The sequence below is a fragment of the Brevundimonas sp. Leaf363 genome, from assembly GCF_001424025.1.
Classification (GTDB): domain Bacteria; phylum Pseudomonadota; class Alphaproteobacteria; order Caulobacterales; family Caulobacteraceae; genus Brevundimonas.
The window spans coordinates 143,793-160,450 of the sequence record NZ_LMPZ01000003.1 but is presented as its reverse complement, the minus strand read 5'-3'; the positions used below and the strand labels follow the sequence as shown (position 1 = coordinate 160,450).

General features: G+C 68.6%; 16 protein-coding genes and 1 tRNA gene. 10 read left to right on the top strand and 7 right to left on the bottom strand.

Annotation, left to right across the window (positions count from 1 at the left end; translation table 11 throughout):
* The first annotated feature begins 50 nt into the window (after positions 1–50).
* The 3 genes from ASG17_RS11670 to hutI are packed head-to-tail and all read left to right on the top strand — an operon-like array spanning position 51 to position 3,318.
* Entirely contained in the window at positions 51–1,409 is a 1,359-nt protein-coding gene (locus ASG17_RS11670; protein ID WP_235560435.1) for a formimidoylglutamate deiminase, read from the top strand.
* Complete coding sequence (gene hutC, locus ASG17_RS11665) at positions 1,406–2,113, top strand: histidine utilization repressor (protein ID WP_056103837.1); 708 nt, start codon at positions 1,406–1,408, stop codon at positions 2,111–2,113. The genes ASG17_RS11670 and hutC overlap by 4 nt, the downstream gene beginning before the upstream one ends.
* The gene (gene hutI / locus ASG17_RS11660; RefSeq protein ID WP_056103835.1) at positions 2,110–3,318 is read left to right on the top strand and encodes an imidazolonepropionase; all 1,209 of its coding nucleotides are present in this window, start codon (positions 2,110–2,112) and stop codon (positions 3,316–3,318) included. Before hutC ends, hutI begins: the two co-directional genes overlap by 4 nt.
* 143 nt (positions 3,319–3,461) lie before the next feature.
* Here the strand turns inward: hutI and ASG17_RS11655 are convergent, their stop codons facing one another.
* Positions 3,462–3,833 (bottom strand): response regulator, encoded by a 372-nt coding sequence (locus ASG17_RS11655; RefSeq protein ID WP_056103832.1) that lies wholly within the window; start codon positions 3,831–3,833, stop codon positions 3,462–3,464.
* Positions 3,830–5,359, bottom strand: coding sequence for a sensor histidine kinase (locus ASG17_RS11650; protein ID WP_056103829.1), 1,530 nt, complete (start codon positions 5,357–5,359; stop codon positions 3,830–3,832). Before ASG17_RS11650 ends, ASG17_RS11655 begins: the two co-directional genes overlap by 4 nt.
* A 99-nt stretch (positions 5,360–5,458) precedes the next feature.
* On the opposite strand from ASG17_RS11650, the gene ASG17_RS11645 reads away from it, so the two are divergent.
* Positions 5,459–6,985 carry a carboxylesterase/lipase family protein gene (locus ASG17_RS11645; protein ID WP_056103827.1) on the top strand — a complete coding sequence of 509 codons (1,527 nt, stop codon included), beginning with the start codon at positions 5,459–5,461 and terminating at the stop codon, positions 6,983–6,985.
* Positions 6,986–7,047: 62 nt separating this feature from the next.
* Positions 7,048–8,175, top strand: coding sequence for a hypothetical protein (locus ASG17_RS11640; RefSeq protein ID WP_056103825.1), 1,128 nt, complete (start codon positions 7,048–7,050; stop codon positions 8,173–8,175).
* Between the two features lie 22 nt (positions 8,176–8,197).
* On the opposite strand, the gene ASG17_RS11635 is transcribed toward ASG17_RS11640, so the two are convergent.
* From ASG17_RS11635 to ASG17_RS15960, 5 genes are all read right to left on the bottom strand, one after another.
* Positions 8,198–8,272, bottom strand: a tRNA-Val gene (locus ASG17_RS11635).
* An 86-nt stretch (positions 8,273–8,358) separates the two neighbouring features.
* Complete coding sequence (locus ASG17_RS11630; protein WP_056103822.1) at positions 8,359–9,645, bottom strand: dicarboxylate/amino acid:cation symporter; 1,287 nt, start codon at positions 9,643–9,645, stop codon at positions 8,359–8,361.
* A gap of 90 nt (positions 9,646–9,735) precedes the next feature.
* Positions 9,736–10,419, bottom strand: coding sequence for an HAD hydrolase-like protein (locus ASG17_RS11625; RefSeq protein ID WP_056103819.1), 684 nt, complete (start codon positions 10,417–10,419; stop codon positions 9,736–9,738).
* A 131-nt stretch (positions 10,420–10,550) separates the two neighbouring features.
* Positions 10,551–10,640, bottom strand: a complete 90-nt coding sequence (locus tag ASG17_RS15965) for a hypothetical protein (RefSeq protein ID WP_255354029.1) — start codon at positions 10,638–10,640, stop codon at positions 10,551–10,553.
* A gap of 17 nt (positions 10,641–10,657) precedes the next feature.
* On the bottom strand, positions 10,658–10,906 hold the full coding sequence (locus ASG17_RS15960) for an endonuclease domain-containing protein (RefSeq protein WP_255354028.1): 249 nt from the start codon (positions 10,904–10,906) through the stop codon (positions 10,658–10,660).
* Between the two features lie 100 nt (positions 10,907–11,006).
* Here ASG17_RS15960 and glmU point away from each other — a divergent pair, with 100 nt between their 5' ends.
* The 5 genes from glmU to ASG17_RS11595 all read left to right on the top strand — a co-directional run bounded on the left by glmU (position 11,007) and on the right by ASG17_RS11595 (position 16,625).
* Complete coding sequence (glmU, locus tag ASG17_RS11615) at positions 11,007–12,350, top strand: bifunctional UDP-N-acetylglucosamine diphosphorylase/glucosamine-1-phosphate N-acetyltransferase GlmU (protein ID WP_056103817.1); 1,344 nt, start codon at positions 11,007–11,009, stop codon at positions 12,348–12,350.
* Entirely contained in the window at positions 12,347–13,033 is a 687-nt protein-coding gene (gene rpiA, locus ASG17_RS11610; RefSeq protein ID WP_056103814.1) for a ribose-5-phosphate isomerase RpiA, read from the top strand. Before glmU ends, rpiA begins: the two co-directional genes overlap by 4 nt.
* Positions 13,034–13,195: 162 nt before the next feature.
* Positions 13,196–14,590: a glutathione-disulfide reductase gene (gor, locus tag ASG17_RS11605; protein ID WP_369796702.1), complete on the top strand. Its 1,395-nt coding sequence runs from the start codon at positions 13,196–13,198 to the stop codon at positions 14,588–14,590.
* 119 nt (positions 14,591–14,709) lie between these two features.
* Complete coding sequence (locus tag ASG17_RS11600; protein ID WP_056103808.1) at positions 14,710–15,870, top strand: fumarylacetoacetate hydrolase family protein; 1,161 nt, start codon at positions 14,710–14,712, stop codon at positions 15,868–15,870.
* Positions 15,867–16,625, top strand: a complete 759-nt coding sequence (locus ASG17_RS11595) for an SDR family NAD(P)-dependent oxidoreductase (RefSeq protein ID WP_056103805.1) — start codon at positions 15,867–15,869, stop codon at positions 16,623–16,625. The genes ASG17_RS11600 and ASG17_RS11595 overlap by 4 nt, the downstream gene beginning before the upstream one ends.
* The last annotated feature ends 33 nt before the right edge of the window (positions 16,626–16,658 follow it).

Here is a 16,658-nt window from a genome sequence, read left to right as displayed (position 1 = left end):
CCGTCGTGGTATGTCTAGACATAATGATCGCAACGGCCGGAACCTGTCCAGTGCAGACCACCCAACAGAGCCTGTGGTTCGAGACCGCCCTGTTGCCCGAGGGCTGGGCGCAGGATGTACGGATCGACGTGGCCGGCGGGCGGATTGTCGGGGTCGAGGCGGGCGCGGCGAAGATGGGAGAAGCGGCCGGATCGGTCGCCCTGCCGGGCGTCGCCAATGTGCACAGCCACGCGTTTCAGCGGGCGATGGCGGGCCTGACCGAGGCGCGCGGGCCGACCGACGACGACTTCTGGACGTGGCGGGAGCTGATGTACCGGTTCCTGGACCGGGGCGGGCCGGATGAGATCGAGGCGATCACGGCGCTGGCGTTCGCCGAGATGCTGGAGGGCGGGTTCACCCGGGTGGCGGAGTTCCACTATCTGCACAACGACACGGCGGGCGCGGCCTACGGCGACCGTGGCGAGATCGCCGGGCGGATCGCAGCGGCGGCCGAGCAGACCGGGATCGCCCTGACGCTGCTGCCGGTCTTCTACGCCCAGTCGGGGTTCGGCGGTGCGGCGCCCAGCCATGGCCAGCGGCGCTTCATCAACGATCTGGACGGGTTCGCCGAGCTGGTCGGGCGGTGCCGGGACGTGACCGCGCCGCTGGCTGACGCCGTGGTGGGCGTGGCGCCGCACAGCCTGCGCGCCGTAACGCCCGAGGCGCTGGCCGCCATGCCGGGGCTGACGGACGGGCCGATCCACATCCACGTCGCCGAACAGACCAAGGAGGTCGACGACTGCCTGGCCTGGTCGGGCGCGCGGCCGGTCGAGTGGCTGCTGGCGAATGCATCGGTCGATGCGCGCTGGACGCTGATCCACTCGACCCATGCGACCGAGGCGGAATGGCGCGGCGTTGTGGAGCGGCAGGCGGTGGTGGGCCTGTGTCCCATCACCGAGGCCAATCTGGGCGACGGCGTCTTCCCGGCGGCTGCCTACGCCAAGGCCGGCGGTCGGATCGGGATCGGCACCGATTCCAACGTCCAGATCGGTCTGGCCGAGGAGCTGCGGATGCTGGAGTACAGCCAACGGCTGGCGCTGCGCGGGCGGGCGGTGATCGCGGACGGCGGGCGTTCGACGGGCCGGGCGCTGTTCGACCGAGCGCTGGCCGGCGGGGCGCAGGCGGGCGGTGTCGAGGCGGCCATCGCGGTCGGGGCGCCGGCGGACATCGTGGCGCTGGATACGCGCGGGTCTGTGTTCGCCGGGCGGTCGGGCGATGCGGTCCTAGACAGCTGGATCTTCGGAGCCCCGACAGGGTCGGTGGCGTCGGTGTGGCGGGCGGGGAAGCAGGTGGTTCGGGATGGGCGGCACATCGACCGGCCGGCGATCGAGGCGCGCTATCGCCGGGCGTTGGCCACGGTGCTTGGATGACCCTGCACAGCCGCATCTACGGCGATCTGGAGGACGCCATCCTGTCGGGCGAACTGGCGCCCGGCGAGCGGATTCCGTTCGAACATGAGCTGACCGAACGCTACGGCTGTTCGCGGATGACGGTGTCCAAGGCGATCTCGGAACTGGCGGGGCGCGGGCTGGTGGTGCGGCGCCGGCGGGCCGGCACCTTCGTCGCCCAGCCCAAGGCCCATGCGGCGGTGCTGGCCATTCCGGATCTGCAGGCCGAAGTCGAGCGCCGGGGGCAGGTCTATGGCTATCGCCTGCTGGATCGCGTCGAGCGAGAGGCGCGAACGCCGGACGAGGCGGCGCTGGCGGGCCGCGGCCGGTTGATCGACCTGGCCTGCCTGCATCTTGGGGACGGAGAGCCGCTGGCGCTGGAGCATCGACTGATCTCGCTGGACGCGGCGCCGAATGCGGCGGCGGTCGATTTTTCAAAGACCTCGCCGGGGCGCTGGCTGCTGGACGCAGAGCCTTGGACCGAGGCGGAGAACCGCATCTCGGCCGTCGGCGCCGATGCGTCTACCGCGCGGGGCCTGTCGATCAAGCCGGGCACGGCCTGCCTTGTCGTCGAGCGGCGGACCTGGCGGGACGGGCAGGGCGTGACGCGCGTGCGCCAGACCTTCCCCGGCGACCGCTATGACATGGTGGCGCGGTTCACGGCCGGACGCGGAGAGCGGGCATGAAGGCGGACCGGATTCTGGTCGACTGCCACGTGGCGACGATGGCAGAGGGCGGCGCGGCCTATGGCGCCGTCGAGGACGCCGCTGTCGTGATCGCTGATGGCCGGATCGTATGGGTCGGTCCGCGCGCGGAGGCGCCGGCCGTCGAAGGGGCGGCGGTGGACCGGCTGGACGGGCGCTGGATCACGCCGGGGCTGATCGACTGCCACACCCATCTGGTCTTCGGCGGCGACCGATCGGGGGAGTTCGAACAGCGTCTGGGCGGCGCGACCTATGAGGAGATCGCGCGGGCGGGCGGCGGCATCGTCTCCTCGGTCGCGGCGACGCGGGCGGCGTCGGAGGAGGCGCTCTACGCCTCGGCGACACGGCGGCTGGCGGGGCTGACGGCGACGGGCGTCACGACGGTGGAGATCAAGTCCGGCTATGGCCTGGATCGCGACAGCGAGTTGAAGATGCTGCGCGTCGCTCGCCGCATCGGCCGTGAGGCGGGCGTCGAGGTGCGGACCAGTTATTTGGGTCTGCACGCCGTACCGCCGGAGCATAAGGCCGATCGCGCCGCCTATGTCGATCTGGCCATCGACGACATCCTGCCGGTTGCGCATGCCGAAGGGCTGGTCGATGCGGTCGACGCCTATTGCGAGCCCATCGCCTTCTCGGGCGAGGAGGTTGTGCGGCTGTTTGAGAAGGCCGGGGCGTTGGGGCTGCCGGTCAAGCTGCACGCCGACCAACTGTCGGACGGCGGCGGAGCAGAGCTGGCGGCGCATTATGGAGCGCTGTCGGCCGACCATGTCGAGCATGCGTCCGAGGTCGGCATCGCGGCGATGGCGAAGGCCGGCGTCGTCGCTGTGCTGCTGCCCGGCGCTTATCTGATGCTGCACGAGACCACGCCGCCCCCCGTCGACCTGCTGCGCAAGCATGGCGTGGCGATGGCGGTCGCGACGGACTGCAATCCGGGCACGTCGCCGGTCGCGTCGATGACGGCTGCGCTGAATCTGGCCTGCGTGCAGTTTCGGCTGACGCCGGAGGAGGCGCTGGCGGGGGCGACGCGGATCGCCGCCAAGGCTCTGGGGCTGACCGACCGGGGCGTGGTGGCCGCCGGGATGCGCGCGGACCTGGCGGTATGGGACATCGGGCGGCCGGCAGAGCTTTGCTATTGGCTCGGCGCGCCGCTCCTGAGCCGCCGCTACCTCGCCGGCAATACAACCTGACGTAGCAATTCTGGTCGGTTGGCGTAGGCTTCGGCCATGCCTCGATTCAAGCGACAACGCCGAGTGACGTCCTACGCCTTGATTTGCCTGATGGCGCTTGCGCTCGTGGCGCAAGCGGGACTGCTGATCTGGACGCTGGCGGGTTAGGCCGAGAGGATTTTCGCCAGCGCGTCCTGGATCGTCGCCTCGGTGAAGGGCTTCTGGATCGTCGTCTGGCCACGCCACTCGTCGGGCAGCCCGCCTTCTCCGTAGCCGGTGGAGAAGACGAACGGCACGCCCCGCGCCTTCAACGCGGCGGCCACCGGAAACACCTGCTGGCCGGCGACGTTGACGTCCAGCAGGGCGGCGTCGATCTCGACCCCGCCCGCCAGGGTGCTCAGGGCCTCATCGATGTTTGAGATGGGGCCGACGGGCGTGCACCCCATGTCTTCCAGGATGGTCTCCAGGAGCATGGCGACGAGGCTCTCGTCCTCGACGACCAGAATGCGGCGCCCTTCAAGCGATGTGCTGCTCATGAACTCGCCCTTTCGGCTTCCCGATCCAGTGAAACGATGATTTCCGCCGTCAGCCCATCACGCTCGTAGTCCAGAGTGATCGTTCCCGCCAGATCGTGGCGCACATTCCTTTCAATCAGCCGACTGCCGAATCCGCGACGCGACGGCGGGGTCTCGATCGGCGGTCCGCCGGTCTCGCGCCAGCTGATGTGCAGCTTGCGATCTCTCTGGTCCGATACGGACCAGTCCACGAAGACGCGGCCGTCGCCCGACGACAGCGCGCCGTACTTCGCCGCATTCGTCGCCAGTTCGTGGAAAATCATCCCGAGGGACAAGGCGACAGCCGGCGACAGGCCGACGACCGGGCCGTTCAACGAGATGCGGCCACCGCCATGCGCGGCGGTTTCGTGGTCCAGCACCTCATGCAGATCGGCGCCTTCCCAGTGACTGTTGGTCAGTAGGTTGTGGGTATGGGACAGCGACATCAGCCGCGCCTGGAAGCTGCGGGCGAAGGTCTGAGGATCGTCGTGCGAGCGCGCGGTCTGCATGGCGATCGACTGGACGGTGGCCAGGGTGTTCTTCACCCGATGGTTCAGCTCGTCGATCATCAGCTTCTGGCGCTCGGCGGCCATGACCGCGTCGGTGACGTTGTTGCCCTGGACGAAAATGCCCGCGACCTGGCCGGCGTCGTTGCGGATCGGCTGGTAGATGAAGTTCAGGTAGGTGGTTTCCATTGGCCCGTCGGCCGTGCGCTGCAGTTCCAGCCGCTGGCTGCGGCCCTCGTAGGGCTCCCCCGTCTCGAGCACCGAATCGAGCAGTTCGTAGAAGCCTTGCCCTGCGATGTCCGGCATGGCGTCGCGAATGGTCTTGCCGATGATGTCCGAGCGGCCGATCAGGCGCAGATAGGACTGGTTGGCCATCTGGAAGACGTGATCGGGCCCGCTGAGCACCGCTGCGAAGCCGGGGGTCTGCATGAACAGGTCGACCAGGCGATTACGCTCGCCCTCCAGCCGCCGGTTGTCGGCCTGGACCTGATCGGCGCGCTGGATGATGGCCCCGGAGAGGATGGCGTCCAGTTCACTGACGTCCGACGTCTCGCGCGCCGCATTGCGTCGCAGGTGCTCCAGCTCCGTAATGTCCGTCGTGTGCTGCAGGACGAAGATGACCTCGCCGTTGGCGTCGATAATCGGGGTGTGCGTAGCGCTCCAGTATCGCTCTTCGAACACCGGCCCGTCGGGCGTTTCGACCTCGATGGCGAAGCGAACCAGCGCCAGGTGGTCGCGCTGTCGCGTATCGCGGGCCCGTTCGAGCGAATCGCGGACCTGGCGGACATTCTCGGGCGCGGTGTCACTGGGTCCGGCGGTGAAGGCGCCGAACAGGGGCTGGCCCATGATGGCGTCGCGACGCGTGTGGGTGATGTCCAGGTAAGCCTGGTTCATTCCCGCAATGCGCAAGTCGGGCGTCACAAGGACGTAGGGGTTCGGAGACGCATCGAACGCGGTCGCCAGCTCGGCCGCGAAGCCCCCTGATTTCAACAGTTCTCGCAAGCACTATCCCCGCCCAACGGCATGCGAACGCTCAACACGGCGTTTGGTTCGCCAGCGGACACGACTGGCGCCACGCCGCAGGTTGGCTAAGGTGTCCAGATGAGCATTCTCGCCGTCGTGACCGCCTTGGCCCTTTCCATCATTCCCGCCGACGACCGGCCGACAGTGCCGACCCAGCAGGGCGCGGTGCAGGGCGTGCAGGACGGGGGCGTCGCCGCCTTCAAGGGCATCCCTTACGCGGCCCCGCCGGTCGGGCCGCTGCGCTGGCGCCCGCCCCAGCCGGTCCAGCCGTGGACCGAGACGCGCGCGGCCGACCATGTCGGGGCCATCTGCATCCAGCCGCCGGCGAACGGCGACAACGCCGTCGGGCCTGGACCGATGAGCGAGGACTGTCTGACGCTGAACGTCTGGGCGCCGTCGGGAGCCCGCGAACCCCTGCCGGTGATGTTCTGGGTGCACGGCGGCGGCTATGTGAACGGATCAGGGACAGCGGACCTGTACGACGGGTCAAGCCTGGCCCGTCGCGGCGTGGTGGTGGTGACGATCAACTATCGCCTCGGCCGCCTCGGCTTCTTCGACCATCCGGCTCTGGCGGCCGATCGTCCGGCGGATGAGCCAGCCGGAAACTACGGCGTCATGGACATGATCGCCGCCATGAAATGGGTGCACGCCAACATCGACCGGTTCGGCGGCGACGCGGGCGACGTGACGATCTTCGGCGAGTCCGCCGGCGGGGTGGCGATCAGCCAGTTGATGCTGGCGCCGGATGCTCGCGGACTGTTCACCAAGGCGATCATCCAGTCCGGCGTGCCGCAGGGCCCGACCAGCCGTCTGGACGTCGCGACGCCGTCAGGCCCGCCGCTGGCCGAAAGGGGCGCCGCCTTCGCCGCGCTGAAGGGCGTACCGGCCGACGGCTCGGCCGAAGCCCTGCGCGCCATTCCCGGTGAGGCGTTGCTGGAGCCCGCGCCCAATTTCGGCGGCGGGGATCTGGTGATCGCGGACGGCCGGGTCGTGCCGACCTCGATCGAGGATGGCTTCGCGCGGGGCCTGCAGGCGCCCGTGCCGCTGATTGTCGGGACCAACAGCAACGAGTTTCCCTGGGCGCGCGCCGACACCAATCCGATGGCGCAGGCCCTGGCGCCGGCTGAACGCGCGGCGCTGGTCGCGGCCTATGACGACGAGGACGATTTCCAAGGCCGGTTCATCAGCGACGTCATGTTCAACGGCCCGGCCCGCTGGCTGGCGCGGGCCCACGCGGCGGCGGGCAATCCGACCTGGCTCTACAGCTTCGACGCCTGGCCCGACGCCATGCCTCAGCCGCACCGCGGCGCCTGGCATGCGCAGGAGCGGCAGTACGTCTTCGACACCCTGAAGACCTCGCCCTGGCCGACCACCGCGCGGGACGAGGCGGTCGCCCAAGTGACCAGCGACTATTGGGCGACCTTCGCGAGGACAGGCGTTCCCGCCGTTGATCAGCAGCCGACCTGGCCGGCTTTCGGCGCGGGCGAGGAACAGGCGCTGGTGTTCCATAACGACGGCGTGGCGGTGGAGCCGGTTCCCGGCGTGGCGCGTCTGGACCTCATTGATGCACTGCTCGATCGCTTGAAGACGGCGGGACTGCGGTAGCAACCTTGACCATAAGCGACGGCGGGGTGATGGACATCGCGAACGGGTTCTAGGATCACCGCATGACCGTGCCGCGCGCCGACGCTGCCGCCGGCCCAGCAACCGGCGCGAGGCGGCCCTATCTGGTCGCCTATCGGACCGACGGACTGGGTTCGCGAATCCTGAATCTGGCGTGGACGTGGCGCGTGGCCCGGCGTCTCGGGGCTCAGACCATCGTCTACTGGTCCGGCACGCCCGGAGGCGACGTCGAGCATTTCGGGCGTGGGTATCAGGCGGGGCGGCTGTTCGACCTTTTCGACATCTACCGTCGGGATGCGGGCGTCGTCTTCGTCGACGGCGACCCCAAGCCCGTCCGGGGCCTGACGCGGATCGACAAGCGGCCGGACTGGAAGCGCAACGGCCTGCGGGGTTGGCCGGCGCAGGATGTCTTCGGCGCCGAAGATCACGCCTATTACACCGTCTGTGATCCGCTGCTCCTGGAGGGCGAGCGGCCGGATGACGCCGGGCGCGAGGCCTGTGCGCTGCTCGCCGAGTTGACGCCCAATCGGGTGGTGCGCCGCCGCGTGAAGCAGATCGCGGCAGAGGTGGATCTGTCCAGCATGGTCGGCGTGCATTTCCGACGCGGCGACATCGTGGGCCGGCTGGCCGGGCTCGGCGCCGAGCTGCAACAGACAGGCAGCGCGCCGCCCGAGCTGGCCGAGTGGATCGAACACTTCTTCGCCCGCTGCGCACCGGCCGACGCCTATGCAGCGGAGGCGACGCGACAGGCCGGGACCGGGGCAGAGTTGCTGGTGTGCAGCGAAGACCCCGATGCGGCAGCGCTGTTCAGCGACCGCGCCCGATCACTGGCCCCCTTTCTGACGGACCTCCCGTCCGTCCAGGCCGCGATGGTCGAGATGTTGGCTCTGGCGCGCTGCGGCCAGATCATCAGCACCGGAAGTCGGTTCGGTCAGGCGGCAGGCCTGATCGGTGGGCTGGCCCCGGCGGATGCGCGGCTATCTGCCTCGCCCGAGGGCTATCTGGGCGAGTTGTCGCGCGTGATGGGGCTGACTGCACTGGATCGCGATCATCCGGCTGTTCGAACGGCGGCCGACGCCGTCATCGGCTCAAGTAGCGTCTTCCGCCTGTCGCGCGACCTCGGCTGGGGCCTGGATGCGACGCGCGCCGCGGCTCTGATCGCAGCGGGCTGACGGAAGGGTGGAAGGAAGGCGATGGTGGATGCTGCAGGGATTGAACCTGCGACCCCCTCGGTGTGAACGAGGTGCTCTCCCGCTGAGCTAAGCATCCGCCGGCCGTGGCCGCGAGGCCCGCCCCGGTTCGGGGAGGCGCGGACATAGCTTGGCTCGCTCGTCGGCGCAAGCCGCAGCGGCGCCTCAGATGCCCGCCGGGCCGACCTCGGTGTTCGCGGCGTCGGGGTCGCCGGGCAGCCAGGCGACACGGCCGTCATAGATGTCCTCGTCCAGAATGCCTTCTTCGCGGGCCACCAGCACCGGGACCAGCATCTGGCCGGTGACGTTGGTGGCGGTGCGCATCATGTCGATGATCCGGTCGATGGCGACGATGTAGCCGATGCCTTCCAGCGGCAGGCCGGCCGTCGACAGGGTCAGGGTCAGCATGACGACGCTGGTCCCCGGCACCCCCGCCGTGCCCAGCGAGCCCAGCACGGCGGTCAGGCCGATCAGGATGTATTGGGTCAGGGTCAGGTCGATGCTGAAATACTGGGCGATGAAGATCGAGGCGATGGCCGGATAGATGGCGCCGCAGCCGTCCATCTTGACGTTGGCGCCCAGGGGCACGGCGAAGGCGGCGTAGGCCTGGGGCACGCCCAGCCGTTCGACCGTCTGGCGCAGGGTGATGGGCAGGGTGCCCAGCGAGGAGGAGGTGGCGAAGGCCGTTTGCTGGGCCGCGAAGGCGCCGCGGAAGAAGCTGGTCACCTTCAGGCCGTGCAGCTTCAGCAGGCCGGAATAGACGATCAGGATGTGGAACAGGCAGGCGGCGTAGATGGCGAAGATGAACTTGCCCAGCGGCAAGAGCGCCTCCCAGCCGTAGCCGCCGACCACCGAGCCGATCAGGCCGAAGACGCCGAAGGGGGTCAGCTGGATAACCCAGCGGGTGATGCGGAAGATGATGGCGGCGCCTTCGTCCACCAGCCGCCGCACGCCCTGCGCCCGCTCGCCCAGCGCCACCAGCGCCATGCCGACCAGGGCCGAAAAGAAGATGATCTGCAGCACCTTGCCCTCGCTCAGCGCCGCGAACGGGTTGGTCGGGACCACGCCGATCAGCACGTCCAGCGGCGTGGGGATGACGCGTTCCTTGACCTCGCCCAGCGGCAGGTTGGCGAGGCCAAGTCCGGGATTGATCAGGTGGCCGAAGGCGATGCCGACCAGCACCGCCAGCGCCGAGGTGACGGCGAACCAGACGATGGTGCGCACGCCCAGGCGCACGGCGCCGACTCCTTCGCCCAGTTTGGCGATGGAGCTGGCGATGGTGAACAGCACCAGGGGCGCCACCACCATGCGGATCAGGTTCAGATAGACGTCCCCAATGGGTTGAAGCCAGGTCTCGGCAGCCGGGCCCAGCAGCAGGCCGGCCAGGATGCCTAGCGCGAAGCCGGCGGCGGTGCGTTGCCACAGGGGGATGGCGAAGAAGGCGCGAAACATCGGTCGGTCCCGGAACGTCGAGCCGCCTAACTGGTCTCTTCGGCGGGAAACGGCAACCGAAGCGGGCGCGGATGACGGTCAGATTTTCTGTTAGCCGACCAGTTTGTCGATTGCGTCTTCCAGCTGCTCATAGCTGTCGATCAGGGCGTCGCCGCCCAAGTCCTTGGCCGGGATATCGGTGTAGCCGAAGGTGGCGACGACGCAGGGCATACCGGCGTTGCGGGCGGCGCCGACGTCGTACTTGCTGTCGCCGACCATGATCGCGCGCCCCGGATCGCCGCCGGCCATGCGGGTCGTCTCGATCAGATGGGCGGCGTCCGGCTTCTTGGCCGACACCAGGTCGGGGCCGACGATGGCCGCGAAATGCCGCCTGAGATCCAGAGCCGACATCATCGCCAGAGTCAGGTCGGTGCGCTTGTTGGTGGCCACGGCCAGCAGGGCGCCACGCGCCGTCAACCGGTCCAGCGTCTCGACCACATGCGGATAGGGCAGGGTCTCATCGGCGATGTGCGGCAGATAGTCGGCGATGAACTCGTCGAACAGGGCGTCGAAGGCGTCATCGTCCCAGGCCGCGCCGGCCTGGGCGAAGCCCTGCTGCAACAGCGGCCGCACCCCGCCGCCGATCAGCTTGCGCGCCTCCGCATAGGGCAGGGGCGCCATGCCCCGCGCGGCAAGCATCCGGTTCAGGGTGGCGACGATATCAGGCGCGGATTCGACCAGGGTGCCATCCAGATCGAACAGGACGGTCCAGCCGGAGAGGGAGGGGCGATGCATGGGCTGGACGTAGCGCGTGAGGCGCCCCTCCGTCACGCTTCGCGCGCCACCTCCCCATCAAGGATGGGGAGGAGATGCCGTTTTCCTCCCCATGAAGTGGGGAGGGGGACCGCTTGCGGTGGAGGGGCGCCTCAAGCGCGACGCTGAAGAGCTTCGTCCCTGATCACCGCGATCACGCCTTCCAGATCATCTCGAATCCGAAGCGCGGGGAAGCGCAGCACATAAATGCCCTGTGCCGTCAGCCATGCGTCTCGGTAATCATCATGGTGGCCTGATCGGGATGCTGGTGACCTGACCCGTCTATCTCAACGGCCAGCTTCACCTCGGCGCAGTAGAAGTCGAGGATATAGCTACCGACAGGATGCTGGCGGCGGAACTTCAGACCGCCAACCGCCCGGCCCTTAAGGCACGTCCACAGCCTTGCCTCAGGCGGCGTCATCCGCTTGCGCAGGCTGCTTGCCCGACTTTGAGTGACGGCGTCTGGCACGGCCCCTCCACCACTTCGTGGTCCCCCTCCCCATCTGCGATGGGGAGGAAAGAGCGTTCAAGCGATTTTACCGAGTCACAAGCCGCGCTAAGGCGTTCCCATGACCGCACGCGCCGCCATCATTCTCGCCGCCGGGCAGGGCACCCGGATGAAGTCCTCCCTGCCCAAGGTGCTGCACCCCGTGGGTGGGCGGGCGATGCTGGATCACGCCATCGACGCCGCCGAGGCCCTGGGCTGCGAGCGGATCGTGGTGGTGGTGGGCGATCATTCGCCGTCGGTGCGGGCGCACGTCGTGGCGCGGCTGGGCGAAGGCGCCGTGGCCGTGCAGGACCCGCCGCTGGGGACGGCCCATGCGGTGCGGGCGGCCGAGGCGGCGCTGGCGGGCTTCGAGGGCGAGGTGATCGTCACCTACGGCGACACGCCGTTGCTCAAGGCGTCCGACATCGCCGTGGCCTTCGGCGGCGAGGGCGTGACGGTGGTCGGGTTCGAGGCGCGCGATCCGACAGGATATGGCCGCCTGCTGCTGGACGCCGACGGCGGGCTGGAGGCGATCGTCGAGCACAAGGAAGCCACGCCGGACCAGCTGACGGTCACCACCTGCAACTCCGGCGTCATGGCGGCCTCGGCGTCGCTGATGTTCTCGCTGCTCGCCGAGGTCAGGAACGAGAACTCCAAGGGCGAATACTATCTGACCGACGTGGTCGAGCTGGCGCGTGCGCGCGGAGCGGCGACGCGGGCGGTGATGGCCAACGAGGACGCGGTGATGGGCGTGAACGCCCAGGGCGAACTGGCGCAGGCCGAGGCCCTGTTCCAGTCGATCCAGCGCGACGCGGCGATGGCGCGGGGGGTCCACATGCCGGCGCCCGACACCGTCCACTTCAGCTGGGACACCGAGATTGAAGGCGGCGTGACGGTCGAGCCCTATGTGGTCTTCGGCCCCGGCGTCACGCTGGCGTCCGGCGCGCGCATCCGCGCCTTCAGCCATATCGAAGGCGCGACAGTCGGTGCGGACGCCCAGGTCGGACCCTATGCCCGGCTGCGTCCCGGTGCGGTGCTGGGCGCGCACGTGCACGTCGGCAACTTCGTCGAGGTGAAGAACGTCGAGATGGGGCCGGGGTCCAAGGCCAACCACCTGACCTATCTGGGCGACGGCTCGGTCGGCCCGCGCGCGAACATCGGCGCGGGCACGATCTTCTGCAACTACGACGGCTTCTTCAAATACCGCACCGAGGTGGGGGAGGGGGCGCTGATCGGCTCCAACACCGCCCTGGTCGCGCCCGTCAGGGTGGGCGCGAACGCCATGACCGGATCGGGCGCCGTGATCACCGAGGACGTGCCGGACGGCGCGCTGGCCATCGCGCGGGCCAAACAGGTCACCAAGCCCGGCTGGGCGCAGGAGTTCATCGAGATGATGCGGGCCAGGAAGATGGCGGCAGGCAAGTGAGCGCGGACGATCAGAAGCGCCTCGCCGGCGAGGCGGCGGCCCAGCGGGTCGAGGCCGGGATGGTCGTGGGCCTGGGCACGGGTTCGACGGCGGCCTGGTTCGTCAAAGCGCTGGCGGCTCGGGGCTTGAGCGGCCTGCGCTGTGTGCCGACGTCGGATAAGACGGCTGACCTGGCGCGCGAGCTGGGGCTGACGCTGTCGACGCTGGAGGACACGCCGCGCATCGACCTGACCGTCGACGGCGCCGACGAGGTCGGGCCGGGGCTGGCCCTGATCAAGGGCGGCGGCGCGGCCCTGCTGCGCGAGAAGCTGGTGTGGGAGGCCTCGGCGCGCTGCATCGTCATCGCCGACGCGGCCAAGGTGGTGCCGGTGCTGGGCGCCTTCCCCCTGCCGATCGAGGTGGTGGCCTTCGGCTACAAGACGACCGGCAACCGCATCGCCGACGTCCTTCTGGACCACGACATCCAGATGCCGGCGCGGGTGCGTCAGGCGGACCGCGGCCTGGTCCGCACCGACGGCGGCAACCTGATCTACGACACCAAGTGCGGCGCCATCCACGATCCGGTCCGCCTGGCCGACGATCTGAAGCTGATCACCGGCGTGGTCGAGCACGGCTTGTTCCTGGACTTGGCCGATGAGGCGATCATCGGCTTGGATTCCGGCGTCGACGTTCTACATCCCTAGAACGAAGACCCATTCTTTCGTCATCCTCCGGCGGAGCGAAGCGGAGACCGGGGGACAAGGCGGCGCCGAAGGCGATCTTTCGGCCGCAGCATCCTCGACAGGTTCCTGCTCTCGCAGGCCGCTTTGTCCCCCGATCAAGTCGGGGGATGACGAAAGCAGACAATGAGCGGACTAAGCATGGCCTACGACTACGACCTCTTCGTCATTGGCGCGGGTTCCGGCGGGGTGCGGGCGGCACGGTTGACGGCGCTGGACGGCAAGAAGGTAGCCATCGCCGAAGAGTTCCGCGTCGGCGGGACCTGCGTGATCCGGGGCTGCGTGCCCAAGAAGTTCATGGTCATGGCCAGCGACTTCGCCCACCAGTTCGAGACGGCCGAAGGCTATGGCTGGACGGTCGAGGCCAGCTTTGACTGGCCGAAATTCATCCAGGCCAAGGACGTCGAGATTGCCCGGCTGTCGGGCATCTACGCCGCCAATCTGGGCAAGGCAGGGGTCGATCTGGTGCACGGCCGCGCGGTGCTGAAGGATGCGCACACGGTCGAGATCGTCGGCAAGGATCGGACCATCACCGCCGAGAAAATCCTGATCGCCACCGGCGGCCGGCCCTGGATGCCGGAGACCCTGCCGGGCATCGAGCACGCCATTTCGTCGGAAGAGGCCTTCCATCTGCCGGAACTGCCCAAGCGCATCCTGATCGCGGGCGGCGGCTATATCGCGGTGGAGTTCGCCGGCATCTTCGCCGGCCTGGGCGTCGAGACGACCCTGATCTATCGCGGGCCCAACATCCTGCGCGGCTTCGACGACGACGTGCGCGCGCACCTGGCCGGCGAGATCGAGAAGCGCGGGATCAAGGTGATCCTGGGCTGCCAGCACGCCTCCATCGAGAAGACCGAGACAGGTCTGGTCAACCATCTGGAAAACGGCATGACGATCGAGACCGACGTGGTCATGTTCGCCACCGGCCGCATCCCGCACGTCAAGGATCTGGGGCTGGAGACGGCAGGGGTCGAGCTGAACGACGAGGGCGCGATCCAGGTCGATCCGCATTCGAAGACGACGGCGGCCAATATCTGGGCCATCGGCGACGTGACCGACCGGATGAACCTGACGCCCGTCGCCATCCGCGAGGCGGTGGCGTTCCACCAGACCGTCTATCGCGACAATCCGCAGAGCTTCGACTACGAATCGGTGGCGACCGCCGTCTTCAGCCAGCCGCCGGTCGGCGTGGTCGGGCTGAGCGAATCCGAGGCGCGGCGGACCTGCAACAAGGGCGTCGACGTCTATGTGACGCGCTTCCGTCCGATGAAATACGCCTTCACCGGCTCGGATGAGCGCGTGCTGATGAAGTTGGTGGTGGATGCGGAAACGCAGCGGGTCGTCGGCGTGCACATCGTTGGGCCGGAAGGTCCGGAGATGATCCAGCTGGCCGCCATCGCGGTGAAGGCGGGCCTGACCAAGGCGCAGTGGGACGCGACCTGCGCCGTCCATCCGACCATGGCGGAGGAACTGGTCACACTGCGCGAGAAGCAGTCGGCGGCGAACGTCTCGGCGGGCTGAAAGTCGTTCTACCTGTGAATGGGCCCGCGGCGTCACCTGCTTGACAGAGGGCGGGCGCGCGGTGAATGATACCGCTAACAGACAACGACCGCGTCGCATGAAGGCGCTGGCGGAGGACCATGGCTCGCATCATCGACGATCTTCCCGCCGACTGGCGTGAAGCGCTTCTTGTCGGCCGCCTGCAACTGGCCGAGGGACCGACCCCCGTGCTGGTGCGCGGCGGCCGTGTCATCGACATCTCCCGTTTCGCGCCGACCACGGCCGAGGCCCTGGCGCGGGCCGATCTGGCGACGGCCGAGGGGCCGGACCTGGGCGATCTGGCCGACTTCGACTTCGCGGTCGACTGGGACGACAACGCCGCCGATGCGATGAAGCTGCTCTCGCCGCTGGACCTGCAGGTGGTGAAGGCCTCGGGCGTCACCTTCGCGGTCTCGGCCGTCGAGCGGGTAATCGAGGAGCGCGCGCGCGGCAGTGCGGAGAAGGCCCGCGAGATTCGCGAGACCCTGGCTGAACGCGTGGGCGCCGACCTGTCCGCCGTCAAGCCGGGCTCGGAGCAGGCTTACGCTCTGAAGGACGCGCTGATCGCCGACGGCCTGTGGTCGCAGTACCTCGAGGTCGCCATCGGCAAGGACGCCGAGATCTTCACCAAGGCGCCCGTCCTGTCCTCGGTGGGCTGGGGCGATTACGTCGGCGTGCGTGGCGACAGCACCTGGAACAACCCGGAGCCGGAGGTCGTGCTGGTGTGCGACGCATCGGGTCGGGCGGCCGGCGCGACCCTGGGCAACGACGTCAACCTGCGCTGCATCGAGGGTCGTTCGGCCCTGTTGCTGGGCAAGGCCAAGGACAACAACGCCTCGGCCTCGGTGGGTCCGTTCATCCGCCTCTTCGACGAGCGCTTCACCATGGATGATGTGCGCGGCGCCACCGTCAGCCTGGAAGTGGCCGGCGACGACCAGTTCGTGATGCGCGGCTCGTCGTCGATGCGGCTGATCAGCCGCGACCCCGTGGATCTGATCGGCCAGACGGTCGGCGCGACGCACCAGTATCCCGACGGCTTCGCGCTTTATCTCGGCACGATGTTCGCGCCGATCGACGACCGCGACGCACCGGGCAAGGGTTTCACCCACAAGACCGGCGACGTGGTGACCGTCGCCTCGGAACGCCTCGGCGTTCTGCGCAACAAGGTCACCACCTGTGAAGAGGCCCCGCCCTGGACGCTCGGCGTCGGTGGGCTGATGCGTAACCTGGCCGCGCGCGGTCTTCTCGGAGCCGCTGCGTGAGTTCGAATAGCTATCCGTCCCTGAAGGCGCGCGTCGTGGTCGTCACCGGGGGCGGCTCCGGCATCGGCGCGGCCCTGACCGAAGGCTTTGCGCGCCAGGGCGCCCAGGTGGTGTTCCTGGACGTCGCCGATGAAGATTCGAAGGCGCTGGAGGCCTCGCTGGCCGGCCTGTCGCCGGCGCCGAAGTATCGCCACTGCGACCTGACCGATCTGGCGGCCCTCGAGACCTGTTTCGCCGACATCGCCCGCATTCACGGGCCGGTCGAGGTGCTGGTCAACAACGCCGCCAACGACGACCGTCACAGCCTGGGCGATGTGACGCCCGAGTACTGGGACAACCGCATCGCGGTGAACCTGCGGCACCTGTTCTTCTGCGCCAAGGCGGTGGCCCCGGCGATGAAGGACAAGGGCGAGGGCGTGATCCTGAACTTGGGCTCCATCTCCTGGCACTTGGGCCTGCCGGACCTGGCGCTGTACGAAACCGCCAAGGCGGGCATCGAGGGCATGACCCGGGCGCTGGCCCGCGAGCTGGGCGTCGACGGCATCCGCGTCGCCTGCATCGTCCCGGGCAATGTGAAGACGCCGCGCCAGATGAAGTGGTACACGCCCGAGGGGGAGGCCGAGATCGTCGCGGCCCAGTGCCTGAAGGGGCGCATCGAGCCCAAGGACGTGGCGGCTCTGGCGATGTTCCTGGCGTCCGACGACGCGCGGTTCATCACCGGACATGAGTATTTCGTGGACGCCGGCTGGCGCTAAGGCCGACATCTGTTTCAGGCCGCCCGCAAAGAG